This window comes from Salipaludibacillus sp. CF4.18 (assembly GCF_051262595.1).
In the GTDB taxonomy this organism is placed as follows: Bacteria; Bacillota; Bacilli; order Bacillales; family Salisediminibacteriaceae; genus Salipaludibacillus; species Salipaludibacillus neizhouensis.
In genome coordinates, this window is the sequence record NZ_JBIMEV010000033.1 from 1 (window position 1) to 16,878 (window position 16,878).

Annotated in this window: 13 protein-coding genes; all 13 read right to left on the bottom strand. The window is 36.8% G+C overall.

What is annotated here, in order from left to right:
- Positions 1 to 545: 545 nt before the first annotated feature.
- The 13 genes from kduD to ACHABW_RS17320 all read right to left on the bottom strand — a co-directional run bounded on the left by kduD (position 546) and on the right by ACHABW_RS17320 (position 16,873).
- Positions 546 to 1,301 carry a 2-dehydro-3-deoxy-D-gluconate 5-dehydrogenase KduD gene (gene kduD, locus ACHABW_RS17260; RefSeq protein ID WP_110934711.1) on the bottom strand — a complete coding sequence of 252 codons (756 nt, stop codon included), beginning with the start codon at positions 1,299 to 1,301 and terminating at the stop codon, positions 546 to 548.
- A 133-nt stretch (positions 1,302 to 1,434) separates the two neighbouring features.
- Positions 1,435 to 3,072 (bottom strand): response regulator transcription factor, encoded by a 1,638-nt coding sequence (locus ACHABW_RS17265; RefSeq protein ID WP_435757009.1) that lies wholly within the window; start codon positions 3,070 to 3,072, stop codon positions 1,435 to 1,437.
- Positions 3,073 to 3,102: 30 nt separating this feature from the next.
- Positions 3,103 to 4,830 (bottom strand): cache domain-containing sensor histidine kinase, encoded by a 1,728-nt coding sequence (locus ACHABW_RS17270; protein ID WP_435757011.1) that lies wholly within the window; start codon positions 4,828 to 4,830, stop codon positions 3,103 to 3,105.
- Positions 4,831 to 4,993: 163 nt separating this feature from the next.
- Positions 4,994 to 5,659, bottom strand: coding sequence for a YesL family protein (locus tag ACHABW_RS17275; RefSeq protein ID WP_435757013.1), 666 nt, complete (start codon positions 5,657 to 5,659; stop codon positions 4,994 to 4,996).
- Positions 5,660 to 5,863: 204 nt separating this feature from the next.
- Entirely contained in the window at positions 5,864 to 6,889 is a 1,026-nt protein-coding gene (locus tag ACHABW_RS17280; RefSeq protein ID WP_435757015.1) for a glycoside hydrolase family 88/105 protein, read from the bottom strand.
- A gap of 51 nt (positions 6,890 to 6,940) precedes the next feature.
- Positions 6,941 to 7,786, bottom strand: coding sequence for a carbohydrate ABC transporter permease (locus ACHABW_RS17285; protein ID WP_435757017.1), 846 nt, complete (start codon positions 7,784 to 7,786; stop codon positions 6,941 to 6,943).
- A gap of 2 nt (positions 7,787 to 7,788) precedes the next feature.
- Positions 7,789 to 8,685 carry a carbohydrate ABC transporter permease gene (locus tag ACHABW_RS17290; RefSeq protein ID WP_435757083.1) on the bottom strand — a complete coding sequence of 299 codons (897 nt, stop codon included), beginning with the start codon at positions 8,683 to 8,685 and terminating at the stop codon, positions 7,789 to 7,791.
- A 289-nt stretch (positions 8,686 to 8,974) separates the two neighbouring features.
- Positions 8,975 to 10,360: an ABC transporter substrate-binding protein gene (locus tag ACHABW_RS17295; RefSeq protein ID WP_435757019.1), complete on the bottom strand. Its 1,386-nt coding sequence runs from the start codon at positions 10,358 to 10,360 to the stop codon at positions 8,975 to 8,977.
- Positions 10,361 to 10,664: 304 nt separating this feature from the next.
- On the bottom strand, positions 10,665 to 12,683 hold the full coding sequence (locus tag ACHABW_RS17300) for a beta-galactosidase (RefSeq protein WP_435757021.1): 2,019 nt from the start codon (positions 12,681 to 12,683) through the stop codon (positions 10,665 to 10,667).
- Positions 12,684 to 12,702: 19 nt separating this feature from the next.
- Entirely contained in the window at positions 12,703 to 13,830 is a 1,128-nt protein-coding gene (locus tag ACHABW_RS17305; protein ID WP_435757023.1) for an SGNH/GDSL hydrolase family protein, read from the bottom strand.
- Positions 13,831 to 13,855: 25 nt separating this feature from the next.
- Positions 13,856 to 15,151, bottom strand: a complete 1,296-nt coding sequence (locus tag ACHABW_RS17310; protein ID WP_435757025.1) for a Gfo/Idh/MocA family protein — start codon at positions 15,149 to 15,151, stop codon at positions 13,856 to 13,858.
- 69 nt (positions 15,152 to 15,220) lie between these two features.
- On the bottom strand, positions 15,221 to 15,499 hold the full coding sequence (locus ACHABW_RS17315; protein WP_435757027.1) for a hypothetical protein: 279 nt from the start codon (positions 15,497 to 15,499) through the stop codon (positions 15,221 to 15,223).
- Between the two features lie 84 nt (positions 15,500 to 15,583).
- On the bottom strand, positions 15,584 to 16,873 hold the full coding sequence (locus ACHABW_RS17320) for a glycosyl hydrolase 115 family protein (RefSeq protein ID WP_435757029.1): 1,290 nt from the start codon (positions 16,871 to 16,873) through the stop codon (positions 15,584 to 15,586).
- Positions 16,874 to 16,878 lie beyond the last annotated feature (5 nt).

Here is a 16,878-nt window from a genome sequence, read left to right on the forward strand (position 1 = left end):
GAAAGCAACTACTAAAGACCCCGCAGGGCGAACTTTCCCGAGGAGGCTTACCCGCGGAAAGCGTCCGCCTAGAACGGATTCGGGTCTCTCTGATAGACGAAAACAACAATCTTTAATAACCCTATATAAATTCCGGCAAAAAAACCAAGGCAGCAATCGGCCTTGGTTTTCAATAATGAATGATATGACAAAAAAGCATTTTCATTCCATAAAAAAAAGAGACCGAATGGTATATTCAGCCTCCCTTTTTTAACGTATCACTTAAAATACATTTTGCTACGTAAACGCATGACATCAACATATTTCACTGTCATAAATTATTATTTACGAATCATCTTAACGGAGGCTGAAAAATCAGACATATAAAGTTTGTTTAGGTTTGTTTTTGATACTGTCATCATTGTAAAGCCTCCTTTTTCTTGTCGTTTTTTCTACTTTTCTTATCATACCTTATATATAACTGGAAGTAAACGACAATTTAGATTATTTATCCAATTTATTAATAAATCACAAATAATAGAATTAAAGTTTCAATCTATTATTATTTATGATCCCATCCAGCCACCGTCAACGCATAAGATGTGCCCGTTTACATATCTTGCCGACTCTGAAGCTAAGAAAACTGCAGGACCTGCTAAATCTTCCGGTGTTCCCCATTCTGATTGAGGTATACGAGAAGTAATATACGCATTTCTATCCTTGTCAGCTCTAAGAGGGGCTGTATTGTCTGTTGCCATATATCCTGGAGCGATTGCATTCACATTAATACCTTTACTTGCCCATTCATTAGCGAATGACTTAGTTAGTCCAGCCACTCCATGTTTTGTTGCCGAATAAGCGGGTACTTTCATACCACCTTGAAACGAAAGCATCGAAGCAATATTAATAATTTTTCCTGAACCGTTTTCAATCATATGTTTTCCAAAATCACGCGTTAAACGGAAAACCGCACTCAAATTCACATCAACGACATCATCCCAGTCTTGATCAGAAAAGTTTTCTGCCTGTTCTCTACGGATAATCCCTGCATTGTTTATTAATATATCAACTCTACCAGTTTTATTGATCGCTTCCTGAACCACTGAAGCCAATTCATCTTGTTTTGATAGATCTGCATTAATTTCATAGAATTTACGACCTAAATCTTCTATTATTGTTTTTGTTTCTGTTTGTTCACTAAAACCTACACCAATAATATCCGCTCCTGCCTTAGCTAAGCCAACAGCCATACCTTGACCTAATCCTCTTGTCGCACCGGTCACAACCGCGACCTTTCCTTGTAATGAAAATTGATTATCCAATATACTCACTCCTCCACTAGATTCCTTATATGTTCGTTTGCGTTCGTTATAGTTCGATTATATCATGGACCGCAAGAAATTGAAATGAACATCTAGCTATCCATTTTCATTCTAGTAAAATCTCTTCTTTCCTTTAAGATATGGTTCTTCTATTAATTAATTCTGTTGGCGTATATCCGGTGTACTTTTTGAACGTTGTGGTAAAGTATGCAGGATTAATAAAACCTACTTTTTCGGATATCTCGTAGATTAAGTAACTTCCCTCTTGAATCATTTTTTTAGCTTTTTCCATTCGTACACGAGTCAAATAGTTTTTAAATGATTCCCCCACGATCTTCTTGAAAATTTGTCCTAAATAATTTCTGGAAATAAACAAGTCATCGGCTATATCTTGAAGTGTAATATTTTCACCTACATTTTTTTGTATATAATCTAACATTTGCTCTACCAACTGACGATGTTTAAGATTTTCATCCCACTGCTGGTGTTCACAAATGTGTCGTACAACTCCATCCATATAGTCCTTAAACTCAATCCAGGTATTGGTCTTTAATAATTCTGCATGAAAATCAAATTCTTCAGAGTACATCTCATCGATTTTTATCCCAATATCGTAGAGAGAATAAGTCATAATTGTCCACATTTCAATACCAAGCCTTATCCCCTCTCCCCGAGAAAATGATTCATGTTTGTTTTGTTCATAAATCCTATCAATGACTGCCATCGCACCTTTTTCGTCAGCGTAACGAATAGATTCAGACATCTGTTGATTCGCTTCCATAGAATCAGACCACAGTGTTTTATGATCTTTATCAACTAATGCTACTTCCGGGTTTTGTCCTAACATTGATGAAGGGTCATTCATCTGACTATTATCAGATATTTTTGCGAAAGCTTCTCTCATCGAATCCGCCATATTACCCCAATCATCTTTTATACTGCCAGTACTGATTAACACATGTACTTGAAAATATTCCTGGAATTTCTCCACTAAAATTTTTTGGAGTTTTTCAAGTGATTGTTTTACATCATCATTGTTCTCTTCATTCAAATGAATGCAAATAGCTGTTTGGTGACTATGAAGTTCAATGTAATGGATGTCGTCAAAAAAGGCATGTACTGCTTCTTTGATAACGTTGTTTGTAGTAAATCTAAACAGGTACCAATCTGAACGATAAAAGGAAGATTCCTCCAATGATCGGTCATAGGTTAATGTCATGACTACATGTTTTTGCTTCGACCATTTTTTTGTGATCTTATCGACAGTTAGCGGTAAATTTGTAAAATTAGTACTCGCACCAGTTACAATCGCTTTTATCCATTCTTTTTCCACTAGAGGTTCATACAAACTTACCTTTTCTCTGAGGTCACACATTTCTATTTCTTCACTAATTTCCCTTTCCAATTTCGCCACACTTTTCTCCAGCACATCTTTGATCGTATCAGGGGATGCAGGTTTGGATAAATAGTCATCAATATTTAATCTCATTGCTTGACGTGCGTATTCAAACTCATTGTAACCGCTCAAAATAATAACTCTACTATCAATACCTTCGTTTCTAAGTTTTTTAATCATTTCCAATCCATTTAAAACTGGCATATATATATCTGTAATAATTAGATCTGGTTTTTCTCGTTTAATTAATTCATAACCTTCTTGTCCATTTCTTGCTTCTCCTGCCCATTCACAGGATAGCTCATCCCAAGGTATAATTTTCTTCATTCCCCGTAGAACTTTGTCATCATCATCAATAATCGTTACTTTCCACATGTAGTTAACCTCCTCATGAAAGTAGACTTTTTAACCTGATAATAATTTTTTATCATTAACTTTTGGAATTAGAATAAAAACAGATGTTCCTTTATCATTACTATCTATACTCATTGTTGTCTTTTCCCCATAATATATATGAAGACGTTCCATCACATTTTTAATACCATATCCTCCGAGGTCGTTTTCCTTCTGCAAGTTTGTATTTGTCGGGAAGCCAATTCCGTTATCAGAAATTTCAATCTTTAGTTGAAAGTCTTCTTCTGTTATTGCTAATTTTACTACTCCTTCTCTACGATCACGAAAACCATGAATAATCGCATTTTCCACAAATGGCTGTAAAGTAAGCTTAGGAATAAAATAATCCAGCACTTCTCTCGGACTATCGATTGTGTAGCTGAATCGATCTTCTAATTGGATTTCTTGAAGCTTCATATAATATTCCAAATACTTCAGCTCATCACCTACTGATATAATACTTTCTCCTTTAGAAAGACCTATACGTAACATATTGCCAAGTAATTCAATCATTCGACTAATATCAATATTCCCTTTTTCAATAGCCACCCAATTTATTTGATCTAACGTATTGTATAAAAAGTGCGGATTTATATTTGCTTGCAGTGCCTTTATTTCTGCCTTTCTTTGATGTTGATGCTGTTCATCTAAAGAAGCGTATAATTCTTCCACTCTATTGGTTAATTCATCAAAACCATTAAATAATTCGCCAAACTCATTTTTATATCCGCTCGGAAGGCTCACTCGAGATTTCGTTAATTGATAGGATTTCATTACCTTCGTTAACTCGAGAATTGGATCAGTAAATTTTTTCGTTAAAAACATGGTCCCAAATAATACAATTATTGTTGCTAAAAAACCAATAACGATTAAGGTTCTAGCCATTTCCTTGCTTCCCTGAATGATATCTTCATAAGGTGTCACTTCCATTACTGTCCAATTAACAGCTGGAATTGACGTAGTCACTATGATATCATTGTCGATTTGCAATTGATCCTGCGAAGGGGAATCAAAAAAGGTTTCTTCTGTATGAGAGAAATCAATGAGTTCCTGATATTGTTCATCACCAATGTCATTATTGCCAGTAGAAGAGACAATTGAACCCTTTTCATCTAATAGAACCATATGTGAATCTTCATGATATTTTCTCAACCAGCTTTCTACAGTAACTGGATCTAAATTAATCACAATCATCGATTGCAGTTCTCCGCGAGAGGAATTTATTTTTCGCCCCAAACTTATAACCGAATGTTGTCCCGCCATCGTTTCAACGTCTCTCGTTCCTAACCAAGAATAAGAAATATTCTCTAAATCTTTATACCATTCTGCTTCATAAACTTCGTCAAGTTCAAAATAACGGACAGGATATTGAACATTATCCACTGGTGGTGAGTTCATATAAATTTCTACAGAATGAATAGCAGGAACACTATAGATAACATTAGAAAAATCATTCGTTAGTGAAGTTGTACCACTCGATTGCCGACCACTTATAACTTCACGAAACATTTGCTGTCTGGATAAAATAACTGAATAGTCTTGAAATGTTTTAAGATTACTTCCTAATTCTTCACTAAGTCGGTATAAATTATTTTTTTGATGCTCTGTTGTTGTTTCTACAATTTGATTAGCCGAGTATCTGTAACTAAATAATATAATAATAATTAAGATCAATAGAGTAAATAAAAAAAAGCTCCCGAAAAAAATACTGTTAATCCGATATTTTTTAAAAACATTCATCGTTACCTCCACATCCTCGATTAGCACCTAGAGACGATCGGTGTAGGTGTTAATATTTAATCGACGAGTAATATAAGGAGCACCTCATTTATTACATTCATAATGGTAGTCCATTTTTCATTTTAACAAAGATATCGTTTACAAAGTGACTTAATTACATGTTTTACTGTTGTAAATTAGCCAAGGAGTGACTTTTGCCTTCCGTAACATCTGCTTTCCGATTCGATTCTTCAATTTTTTGAAAGACATGTAAGGCAATTGATACCATTAAAGTAGTTGGAAAACTAACTAAATAAAATAAAATCAGTCCTGGAAATGCTTGATAGATAAAGCCTATTAAAACAAGTAGGAACGCTAGCAAAAATGACTGCGGTAAATATGCCAATCCAATCATTAATGAATAGCGAACGTGCTCTTTTAAAGATGTTTGATAGTGTGCTGCCACCGGAAATATATATAAACTTACAATAATATACAAAATAAAAACGACAAATAAAAGTGCTCCAAACGAGACTCGTAACCACATATCCATATCTAATAGTGTGTAAAAAGAGAAAAAGAGAGATAATCCCCCGAATAAGATAAAGAAACCGATGATATTTGCCCGAATAAACTCAGATTTATAGATTTTGAAAAATGTTTTCATTTTTGGAAACTCATTTTCCTCTAATTTGCTTTTACGTAACACCGAAAACAATGCTAGTGTTGCTGGTGCCCATCCAAATATTCCTAAACCAAGCAAAGTATGCAATACCCATATGGTATTCCAAATTGCTAAATTCATTAACTTTTCGAATACTTCATAAAATCCAGTCGAAAATTTGTGCATAGTGATCTATCCCTCCTTAGGCACTTCATTCAATGTAAGTGCTTACATACCATCTTACCTAATTATGTCTTATATATATAGCTTAAAAATGTTAAATGACTTTTGAAAAACAACAATTTGAGTATTTAAACTAAGTTGGGCTTCGTTTGACCTGTCGAAAAAAACCTAAAGGAAGTTCCTTTAGGTTTTTTCGACATTCATTTATTAAATATTTCTTCGTTTTAATAATGAAGCAAGAAAGACTAAAGCTAGTCCTTGTCCCCATCCTTGTACACGTTTTGCCGGCACCTCTTTATAGCCTTGCTCATTGTTCATGACTGCTGTACCCGCCGAAGCATTCATTACCGAACCATCTTCCCGAATATAACTTAATATACCCGAAATTGATTTTTGAATATGTTTGTTGTAAAGCTTTCCTCGAACTAATAAAGAAGCTGCAATGCCACACGAACCGGATAATTCTTCATACGAAGCAGGATCGGTTAGGACCGTTGACCACAAACCAGAATCTAATTGTAATCGAACGAGAGCACTCTGTTGGTCTCTTAAGGATCCATCAATAATCATATACGAAGGATGTTGTACTTCCACTAATTCCAATGCTCTTGCCATAGTGATCGCTGCCCAACTGTTTCCGCGAGCCCAAAATACACTCGACATATGATTACCAGCAATGTTATCCCAGCCATGGTAATAAAGCTCTGTTGAATCATCTTGAAGGAACTTTTCATGACCGTGATACTGCTTCAAGCCAAACTCAAAGAAATCTTCCCTATTCAACAATTTTCCAATTCGTAAAAGGAAATAACCGGCCATAAACATTGTATCTACCCAGGCTTGTTCCGGAAAATTGTATTTTTCTCCATTTACCGTATGCTGTAATACATCTCCATCAAAACGCTCTGCCTCATTCAACAAGTAATTTGCCATCTGGGTAGCAATCTCTAAATATCTTTCTTCTTCTGTATATTTATAAAGCGAAAGTAAGATGTGCCCAATAGAAGAAGCATTGACTGTTAGAGGTGGGAGACCATCTTCTAGTTCTTCATCAATCCACTCTTTGATATAGTTCATATACTTTTCTTCCCCGGTTACTTCATACGCCTCTGTTACACCGTAGAAAGCAACACCTCCTGGCCAATCCCATGGAAAATCCATATTAAACGTTCTTTCGACTACCTTATCAATGACATCTTTTATTTGCTGTTCATCAAATTCTAGAGCAGGCAAATATATCTCCTCCTTACCAATTAAATCAAATTCATATGAAGTTCTTTCTCGTTATTTTATACCAGTAGTCGCAATCCCTTGTACTAAATACTTCTGAAAGAAAGCAAACAGTACAAATTGAGGGAATAACGAAAGGGATGACATTGCTAATAAAGGTCCCCAGTTCGTTCCGGCATCAGCATCCATGAAATTACGTAATCCAATAGTTACCGTATGCAAACTTGCACTATTTAAGTAAATTAAAGGTGCAAGAAAATCATCCCATGTCCACATAAATGCAAAGATTATCACTGTAACTAAAGCCGGTTTCAGTAACGGGAGGATAATTCTTAAAAATACACCGAATTTACTGCATCCATCAATAATCGCCGCTTCATCTAGTTCACGTGGTATCCCTCTAATAAACTGTATCAAAAGAAAGATAAAGAACGGCTGTCCCCCGAGAAACGCCGGGACAATTAAAGGATAGAATGTATTTACCCATCCAACATTATGAAACAAAATATATTGCGGAATGAGTGTAATTTGAACTGGAAGCATAACTGTCGCCATCAAACATCCGAACAGAATTGCTTTGAATTTAAAATTAATTCTCGCAAACCCATAAGCTACGATACTGGCCGAACAAACGGTACCTATTACTACCAGTGTGGTTACGATCATAGAGTTTCGGAAATATACATCAAATCCGATCCCTCCAAAACCTTCCCAACCTTGCGCATAGTTCCCCCACAACCACTCTCCTGGAATTAACGAAGCTGCATTACCAAATATTTCTGTTTCAGGCTTTAATGAGCTGCCGATCATCCACAGGATTGGGTATATCATAACAAAGCCGAAACCAATAACAAATATATAGTAAATGATGTTTGAGAGCGTTCCATTCTTTTTTTTCATGATTAACGCCCTCCTTCAGATTCATAGAATACCCATCTACTAGATGTTTTGAAAATAATTATCGTAATAATTGCAATAAGCACTAATAAAATCCATGCCATTGCAGATGCATAACCCATTCGTAAATATTCAAAAGCCATTTCGTATAGGTATAGAGCATAAAATAACGTTGAATCCATTGGTCCACCTTGCGTAATTAAATACGCTTGTGTAAATAACATGAATCCCCCGATAGTTTGCATAATCAAGTTAAAGAAGATAACTGGTGTAAGCATTGGGAGCGTGATTTTTAAAAATGTTTGAAAACGTCCTGCTCCATCAACACTTGCTGCTTCATATAATTCTGTTGGTATTTGGCGAAGTCCCGCTAAGAAGATAATCATCGGTGAACCAAACTGCCAAATAACCAAAATAATTAAAACCGACAACGCAGTGTCCGGGTTTCCAATCCAGTTTAATCCTGCAATTCCTAAAGAATCCAATATATCGTTCACAGCACCATTTCGGCCAAACAATTGTCTCCAGACAACCGCAATCGCCACACTTCCTCCAATAATAGAAGGAATATAGTAAATCGTTGTAAAAAATCCTGTTGCTTTTCTTCCGGTATTAAATAACACTGCCAAAGCTAAGGCAAATAACAATTTAAGCGGTGTGGAAACAAACACAAATACTAATGTTGCAATAATTGAAGTTTTGAATCTAGGATCATTCGTTAAAATCTGAACGTAGTTATCGAATCCTATCCAAGTTGGACTTGAAAGAAGATCATAATCCGTAAAAGATAAATAAAAGGATGCTAAGATTGGTCCTAAAACTAGAACAAAAAAACCTAAAAGCCACGGAGAAATAATTGCATAACCAGTTAAGCTTTCTTTAAGAGCTTTTTTCTTCTCCATCCTTAATATTTCACGATCTGGAGGTGGTGCTTGGTTGATCCTCACCTCATTATCCGCTTTTGCCATGATATTTTTCCTCCTATTTACTAGTAGAGCATCCTATCAATATTTGCACTTAGTGTGTAAATCAGCTCTGAAAATACCGATGCGCCGTAAGTCATCATCCCTTGTAATAGGTTTCCCTATGTGAGAACTTGACTTACGACGCAACGATGAGGTTCAATAGCAATGATTCATAAACTAGGCGGCTTATACATTTTGAAGACAGCCCCTACTAACCAGTATCAATCTATTGTAAAATCGCTTGTGCTTCTTGCATAAATTGTTGCGTCGCTTCTTCTGGTGTCGCTTGATCATATTTCAATGTTTCCACTACTCGTTGGAAAGAACCGCGTACTTCTGACTCTCCAGCTGGTGAAAGTGGATCTGCAGGACTTGTGTAATCTTCAACAAGCTCAAGATATGCAAACGTTTCTGCAGTGGCACCGTCTACAATTCCTGCCAAATGCTCTCTTACAACTGAAGAAACTGGTACTCCACGGTCAGCTTGTAAAATTTCGTTTACTTCTAAATTGTTCGTAAAGAAATCGATGAATTTTGCTGATGCTTCGTGTTGTTCTGAATGAGAAGAGATAGAGAATGACATACTCGGACGGATCCAGTTACCATCTTCCCCGCCTTCTATCGATGGCATGACATTTAAACCAATTTCCATATCGGAAGATTGCTGAATTCCAATGATTTGGTTACTAGCAGTCATATTCATTGCTGCTTTTCCTTCTCCAAGCATAGAATTCCCACCATCAATGTAATCCATCATAATATCATGTGAAGCTGCTGCCTCTTCATTAACCATTGTCTGTACCATGTCAAAGAATTCTACTAAAGTTCCTTCTTCAAACCCTAGTCCATCACCTTCAGGATTAAAAACTGATTCTCCGTGCTGACGGGCATACACAAAGAACATTTCGTATTCTGCATTACCGAAGTCAAATCCAAAGAATTCTTCATCTGTAGCGTCTTGGATTTTGTGCATTGCATCAATCATGTCATCGTACGTGTATCCAGGCTCTAAGTTAATATCATGCTCAGCGAGTAAATCTTTATTTTCTGCAATTCCAAGAGCATTTGCCCCTAATGAAATTCCCATAACAGTGCCATCATCAGCGACATTAATATCTTGATAGACATCTTCTACATCATCCATGTTAATATGTCCTTCATCAATTAATGGTTGAAGGTCTACAAGAAGATCTCTACTGCTGTATTCCATCAATTTTGAGTTATCCATGTTAATGATATCCGGTAAGTTATTTCCGGCTGCTTGCGTACTTAACCTTTCCCAATAACCATCCCAGCTTGTGTACTCTGGTTCTACGGTAATATTTGGATACTCTGCTTCAAATAGTTCAATTGCTTCAATTGTCATGTCATGGCGTTCTTGACCACCCCACCATGCTACGCGAATCGTAACTTCTTCTTCGTCACCTGCTGCTGCATTATTTTCTCCACTATTACCGTTATTTGCTTCATTTGTTTCTGGATCAGCACTGTTGTCTGCGCCATTATTTACATTTGCATTGGAATCTTCGTTTCCGCCACAGGCTGCCATTATCGTGACCAATCCTACGAGTAAAAACATCATTACCACTGCTTTTAATTTGTTCATCTTCATACTAGTATTTCCCCCTTTTGATTTTTGTAAGTGCTTACATTCATATTATAGTTTGTTTTTGTAAGCGTTTGTAGACAATAAAAGTTAAATAAATATTGAAAAACAACAAACCTTCTATAAAAAAAACAATGAATCTATTAAAATGTAATTATTTCACTAGCTCAATAAGACATTATTCTACTCCTAAGATTATTCATTGCAGGTATAATTCGATAAGGAAGTTGTTATTTTTTCTCAATAGTACTCGAATTCTCTCCGAGCAAATTCGAGTACTATTATAAAAAAAGTTTACGAACTATCCTTCTTAATTAGTAGAAAGAAGAAGAACTGCCACATCATTTCCTTTTAAACTGAAATTCTGAGATATAACCTCATTGGTTAATAAATTCGTATAGGAGTTTCCTTCTCCCAGTTTAATCTCACTATCATTTTCATTATGATTGATGAAAATAAGGTGTTCCCCAGAGTTACCGGATCTTTTGGTCACTTCTACATTAACTGGCACAGTTAGAGGAGGAACAACTGCTTTATTGGCTGATAATTGACTTACAAATTCTTTCACCCATCTTGACTCTGGCTCTGTTCCAACATAATAGGCTTTACCGTCTCCATAAGTATGCTCCGTCACTGCTGGTGTATCTTTTATCCAGTCAGAATCATAACAAGCTATTGCCTCCGCACTTTCCAGTCGTATCATGTCTGTCCACATCGAGCAGGAGTAAGTATCATTATTTGATCGAAACAGTTGCTCTTTTCCATGTTCATAAGGAACAAATTCATCGACGTACAGACCAAGAAGATTTCTTAAAAGGGCTGGATATCCGCCAAGATGAATCCGGTCATTCTTATCAGCAATGCCGCTGAAGAACGATATAACTAACGTTCCACCATCTTTCACAAACGTTTCGAAATTCGCAGCTTCGGCTTCATCAATGATGTACAGCATTGGTGCAATGACTATTTCATAGGAAGAAAGATCATCTTTTGGCTGCACAAAGTCAACAGCAATGTTCAAAGCATATAGAGCATTATAGTATGTTTCTACGCGACTTAAATAATCAAGGTCATTATGAGGTTTGCCTTCTAACTCAACTGCCCACCAATTCTCCCAGTCAAAAACAATCGCAACTTTAGCATCTATCTTCGTTCCTACTAAAGAATCCAATTTTTTTAGTTCGTTTCCTAGCTGACTAACTTCCTTATAAACTCTGCTATCTTCTCTATTAGAATGAGGAATCATTGCGCCATGAAACTTTTCCGCTCCAGCGCGACCTTGGCGCCATTGGAAAAACATAATGCCATCTCCACTTTTAGCAATCGTAGAATAACTCCACAGTCGCATCACACCAGGTTTTTTTGTGAGATTAATATCTCTCCAGTTTACGTGGCTAGATACTTGTTCCATTAAAAAGAAAGGTTGTCCTTTTTTCAAGCTTCTCATTAAATCATGATGAAAAGCATGAGAAACAGGTATTCCTTCCCTAGGATCCGGATAAGAATCCCAAGTTACGAGGTCCATTTCTTTCGCCCATTCAAAGTAATTCAAAGGTTTAAACTGATACATAAAATTCGTGAAAATAGGTATATCTGGAGTGATCTCTCTCAATATAGCTTTCTCAATTTTATACAGTTCAAAGATTTTATCATTCATAAATCGCTTATAATCAAGCATCTGTCCTGGATTATAAAAGGTAACTTGATTGGCTGGGAAGTCAATTTCTTCCCAATTATTATAACGTTGGCTCCAAAAATTGGTTCCCCAACCTTCATTTAAACCTTCAATATTCTTATATTTTTCTTTCAGCCAATCGTGAAAGGCACGTAAGGAATGCTCACTGTAGCATTCAGAAAGATGACAACCATATTCATTATTCACATGCCACATTTTTAATGCTGGATGATTCTGATACCTTTCTGCCAGCTTTCTCACTAATTTACTGATTCCTTTTCGGTAAGATGGACTACTCGGAGAATAATGTTGTCTAGATCCAAAGGAGTATGGAACACCTTTTTCATCTACCGCCACAGAATCGGGATACTTTTTCGTAAACCAAGCTGGAGTTGATGCAGTCGCTGTAGCGAGGCAAACTCCCACCCCATGTTGATGAAGGATATCCATGACCTTGTCAAGCCACCCAAAATCAAACTCGTCTTCTTGTCGTTCCAACACTGCCCAGCTGAAAATGCCTACCGACACTAGATTTACTCCAGCATTTTTCATCAGACGGGCATCCTCAAGCCATACATCTTCGGACCATTGTTCCGGATTATAATCTCCCCCGTAGGACATAAAGGGGAGTACTTCTTGAATTTCTTTAACCATAATAGATCACCCTTTCAAATTATAGTGGTGGTTCTTCTGTTTGAAATTCCTTTAGTTTCAAGTATTTTATTAACGACTGAATATTTTCTTCCTGTATACTTTCAGCAACGAGACAAGCTATTTCCACTGCTCCTTCTACGTTGAAATGCGTATTATCCTCTAGAGCTTCTGCAAAATTCGGGTATTCATTTTCTTGAAGCCACATAAACAATTTTTTCGATCCTCCCACACCTAATTTCCCATAAAGCTCTTTGCTTTTTCGATCAAGTGGAATAAGAGGTACACTTTCCTCTATACTTAATTTTTCAATTGCTTTGATATAGGGTCCATGAGTATCCTTTACTATGCCACCTTCATCGAAGAAACGCCTATGCATAGGCGTAATTAAAACGGGAGTGACACCCCTTTCCCTAGCTCCTACGATATATTCCATTAAATAAGCAGGAAAAGTGGTTTTCGGATCCGTACCTCTCTCATCCGGCTTCTCATCATTATGACTAAATTGTATCATTAAGATGTCTCCACGCTTTGTGTCTTTCCAAATCTTGTCTAAGCGTCCTTCCTCAATAAAACTTCTTGAGCTCCTTCCTGATTTTGCGTGATTTGCTACAGCAATTTGATTGGATAAAAATAAAGAAAACATTTGTCCCCAGCCTGTAAAAGGATACATAGAAGAAGAATTATCTGTCATCGTTGAATCTCCTGCCAAAAATATTGTCGGCATAGAAGAAACCAATTCTACTTCAACCGACAGGTCTCCTTTAATCTCTGGTAATAAAGCTAGTTTTAGCAGGTAGTCGTCCACACGGGAAGTAAAACTTAATTTTCTTGTTCCCCGCTTTTTTACATGAACATCTTTCAATACTATGTGACCATTATTTGCTTTAACTGTCGTCATAGAATCACATGAATCGGAAGAAAGTGTCATTGTGACAAGGTAGTTACCGTTAGGCACTTTCATGCAAAAGGAAGATTGAGGCTTTGATGCGTATTCCCCAGGAAAGTACGGCTCCGTTTCATCATCGTTTTTAGGCGATTTTCTCTCGATCCATCCCTTCTTAAAATCTATCGAAGTACCATCTACTATTGATTGGACGTGCTTATTATCACAATTCAGTTTAAAAATCTGATGAAAATAATCGTTCAACTCGTTTCAGCTCCATTCGTTAAATTCATTCATACATCTGTGGGACAAGTTCTTTTATATTGTAAGGTCTATTTTCTTTTGCAGACTTCCAAACAGCTTCACCTGTTGCAATCGACCAAACTCCGGCTTCCGCCCCTGCTAAAATATCAAAATCTCTTTTGGGGTTTTCGCCAAGAAAAATATCTTCTTGGATTAAAGGATCACCACCACCATGGGTTCCTTCTGTTTGCACAACATTAATCGTTTCTTTACCGCCAAACAAAGGGAAATAGTCAATCGTCTGTTCAGGAATTGGAAATGTAACCCGGCTCGGCTCATGAAATTCTGTTGTTTCTATTCTCCCCTTTGTTCCGTTAATGGCTAACCGGTAGCCTTCATATGGCAAAGAAAAGTTAATCGAGTAGCTCAATAAAGCTCCTTTATCATATTTCACAGTAGCAGTATACGTATCCTCAATCTTTATTTCCTCATCAAAAATACATTGATCCGGTCTATAGTTTGTGTAATCATTATAAGCCCCTTCAAAACTGTTTCCTTGAAGATGATCATCTTTTGCAGTCGTCGTTCCACTCGTACGACTAAACCAACGTGAATAATAATCACAATCAAGTTGCTCACTACAGGTCACACAATGTCTCCCGTTTTGTTTACTAGGATTATGCTCGCTTTCAGGACCGTAGTAATTCAAGGCGCCAAATGCAAACACTTGCTCCGGGTTTTGATCCACCCACCAATTAATCAAATCAAAATGATGCGTAGATTTGTGAATCGATAATCCACCGGAAAATTCCCTCATTCGATTCCATCGTTTAAAATAACTTGCGCCATGATACGTATCGATGTACCAATTTAGATCAATCGATGTGACTCTGCCAATTTTACCTTCCAAAATAATTTCTTTTATTTTTCTGTGAAAGGCATTGTAGCGATAATTAAATGCGACAATAACCTTTCCGTCACTATTTTTTTCAGCTTCGACGACCTTCGCTGCATCAGAGGCAGTAGTAACCATTGGTTTTTCCGTGATAACTGTCAAATCACGCTTCAGTCCTTCTAAAATATAGAAAATATGCGTATCATCGCGACCAGTAACAATGATTGTGTTAGCCTCTGTCTCATCGATCATTTGATGAAATTGGTCTGGGTTATAAGATGCGACATCAGCCAATTCTGGAATGCGTCTCTTTGTGATCGCCACCCTTTTTTCATCCATATCCAATAAACCAACGACTTTATTTTCTAAACTGTACTTTTTTACACAGGGCTCGATAAACATCCCCATTGAACGGTTACTTAACCCACAAACTGCTATTCTATTCATCTTCATTCCTCCTGAATTTATTTTGAGCACACTTAATTAACAACGTTGTTAATACCAAGTAGAATAAAACTAGATAAGCTTTATTCTGCCATCTTTCAAAAATTCTTCTTTAAGCAGATCGGAAAGTTCATCATCTGACCTGACTCTACGATGCGTATTTTCTAAATAAATATGTTTCTCAGTCTCAGGCATTATAAATGCTTTATACCATTGAAAAAAGTCTGGACTGTCTCCATGCATTCGCAAGAACTTTCGAACGGTATTAACATTATCTATCGTACTAGCAATATTCGTGAGCCAATCAGCACGATAAAAATCTCGCCACTTGCCGTGTTCTGATTGATGCAAAGCAAGTAAACTTTCTTTGTAAGCTCGATGTGCCTCTGTTACATAAACAAAAGCTTCGGGATATTTTCCTGAATAGCTGTGAACCTATCCTTTCAGTAACAATAAAAATCCTCTGCATCCTGATTCATGGAGTATGATCGATACCATCAACTGGTCATGGAATCTTTGTTTATTTTCTTCTGATAATGTATCCATTATTTCGTTTGCTTGTTCTCTTAACAATTGCAAGTCCGTTAAACCAACAGTTAGTCTGTCTTTAAACCATGTGATTTGCTCTTCAAATGACATTTCACCAGTTGCCCATTTTAGAGATTTCATTGCAGTATCGGTTTCACCGCTTAACCAGTGACTAATTATTCTTCTTGCTGGATGATGATAGAATTGTTCCCCTGCCTTTTCATCTTCATGATTCCCGAAATACAAGGTTGCTTCACTGTATTTTTCATAGAGTAATGAGAGTTTCTTAGAATCAGAAGCATACGTTCGTTTTAAAAATTCACCACGATGGTCACTCGAGTTTATTTTCCCCTTCTTCCACATTTCCTTTATCAGATCGAGTGGGTATAAATGTTGACGTATATTACCGCTATTTATTAACCACAAATCTTTTCCGCCTGTCTCCAGAACATTTTCAAGTTCATTCGTGAGAATACCTATCGGTAACGGGGTCATCGTTAAATGGTTGGATGCTTGCAAATCATGAAATGTAACGTGATAATAAATCCCTTGAGGAGAAGTGTCATTATCCATAGGTAATGAGGAAATTCTTAGATTTTCATTTTCTTGCCGTCTGGAAACCATTTTTCCATACCCATTATCCGCCCAGACTTTAATGACATCTTCAGGTACGTTAATATAACCACCTTTATAAAGCTCTGAAATTTCACCATATAAAGCCATACAACATACAGGATTATTAACCCTTTCTTTAATTAATTCGAACTGTCGATGAACCACTTCTGAAATCAGTTTCCCTCTTTTTTGAGGCGTATCAAAACTTGGATCTGTACTCCAGAATGGTGTATCTCCCTGTCCTCTAAAAGACAGCGTCCAGATAATTTTGTCATTCTTTTGCTTGTTAATCGCATCGATCCATAATTTTTCAAAAAGAGCTGCATTTTCTTTGTAGCTAGCTGTTTCATTCGGATAAGCCCTTAAAAACATTTCTGCTCCTAAAGGTTCTGCATGGTGATGGGTAACCCATAACCCCATTTCAACCGCCAGCTCTTGATGAATCCCTGTTTTAGGCAAGTCCGTACCAGGAATCACTATATTCCCTCCACACCTTAAGAGTGTTTCGAAAACAGGCTGCCATACTTCTTTCGTGGGAGGATACTCTTCTTTCCAACCTATTAAGCAGACTTCATCATTCACAAACC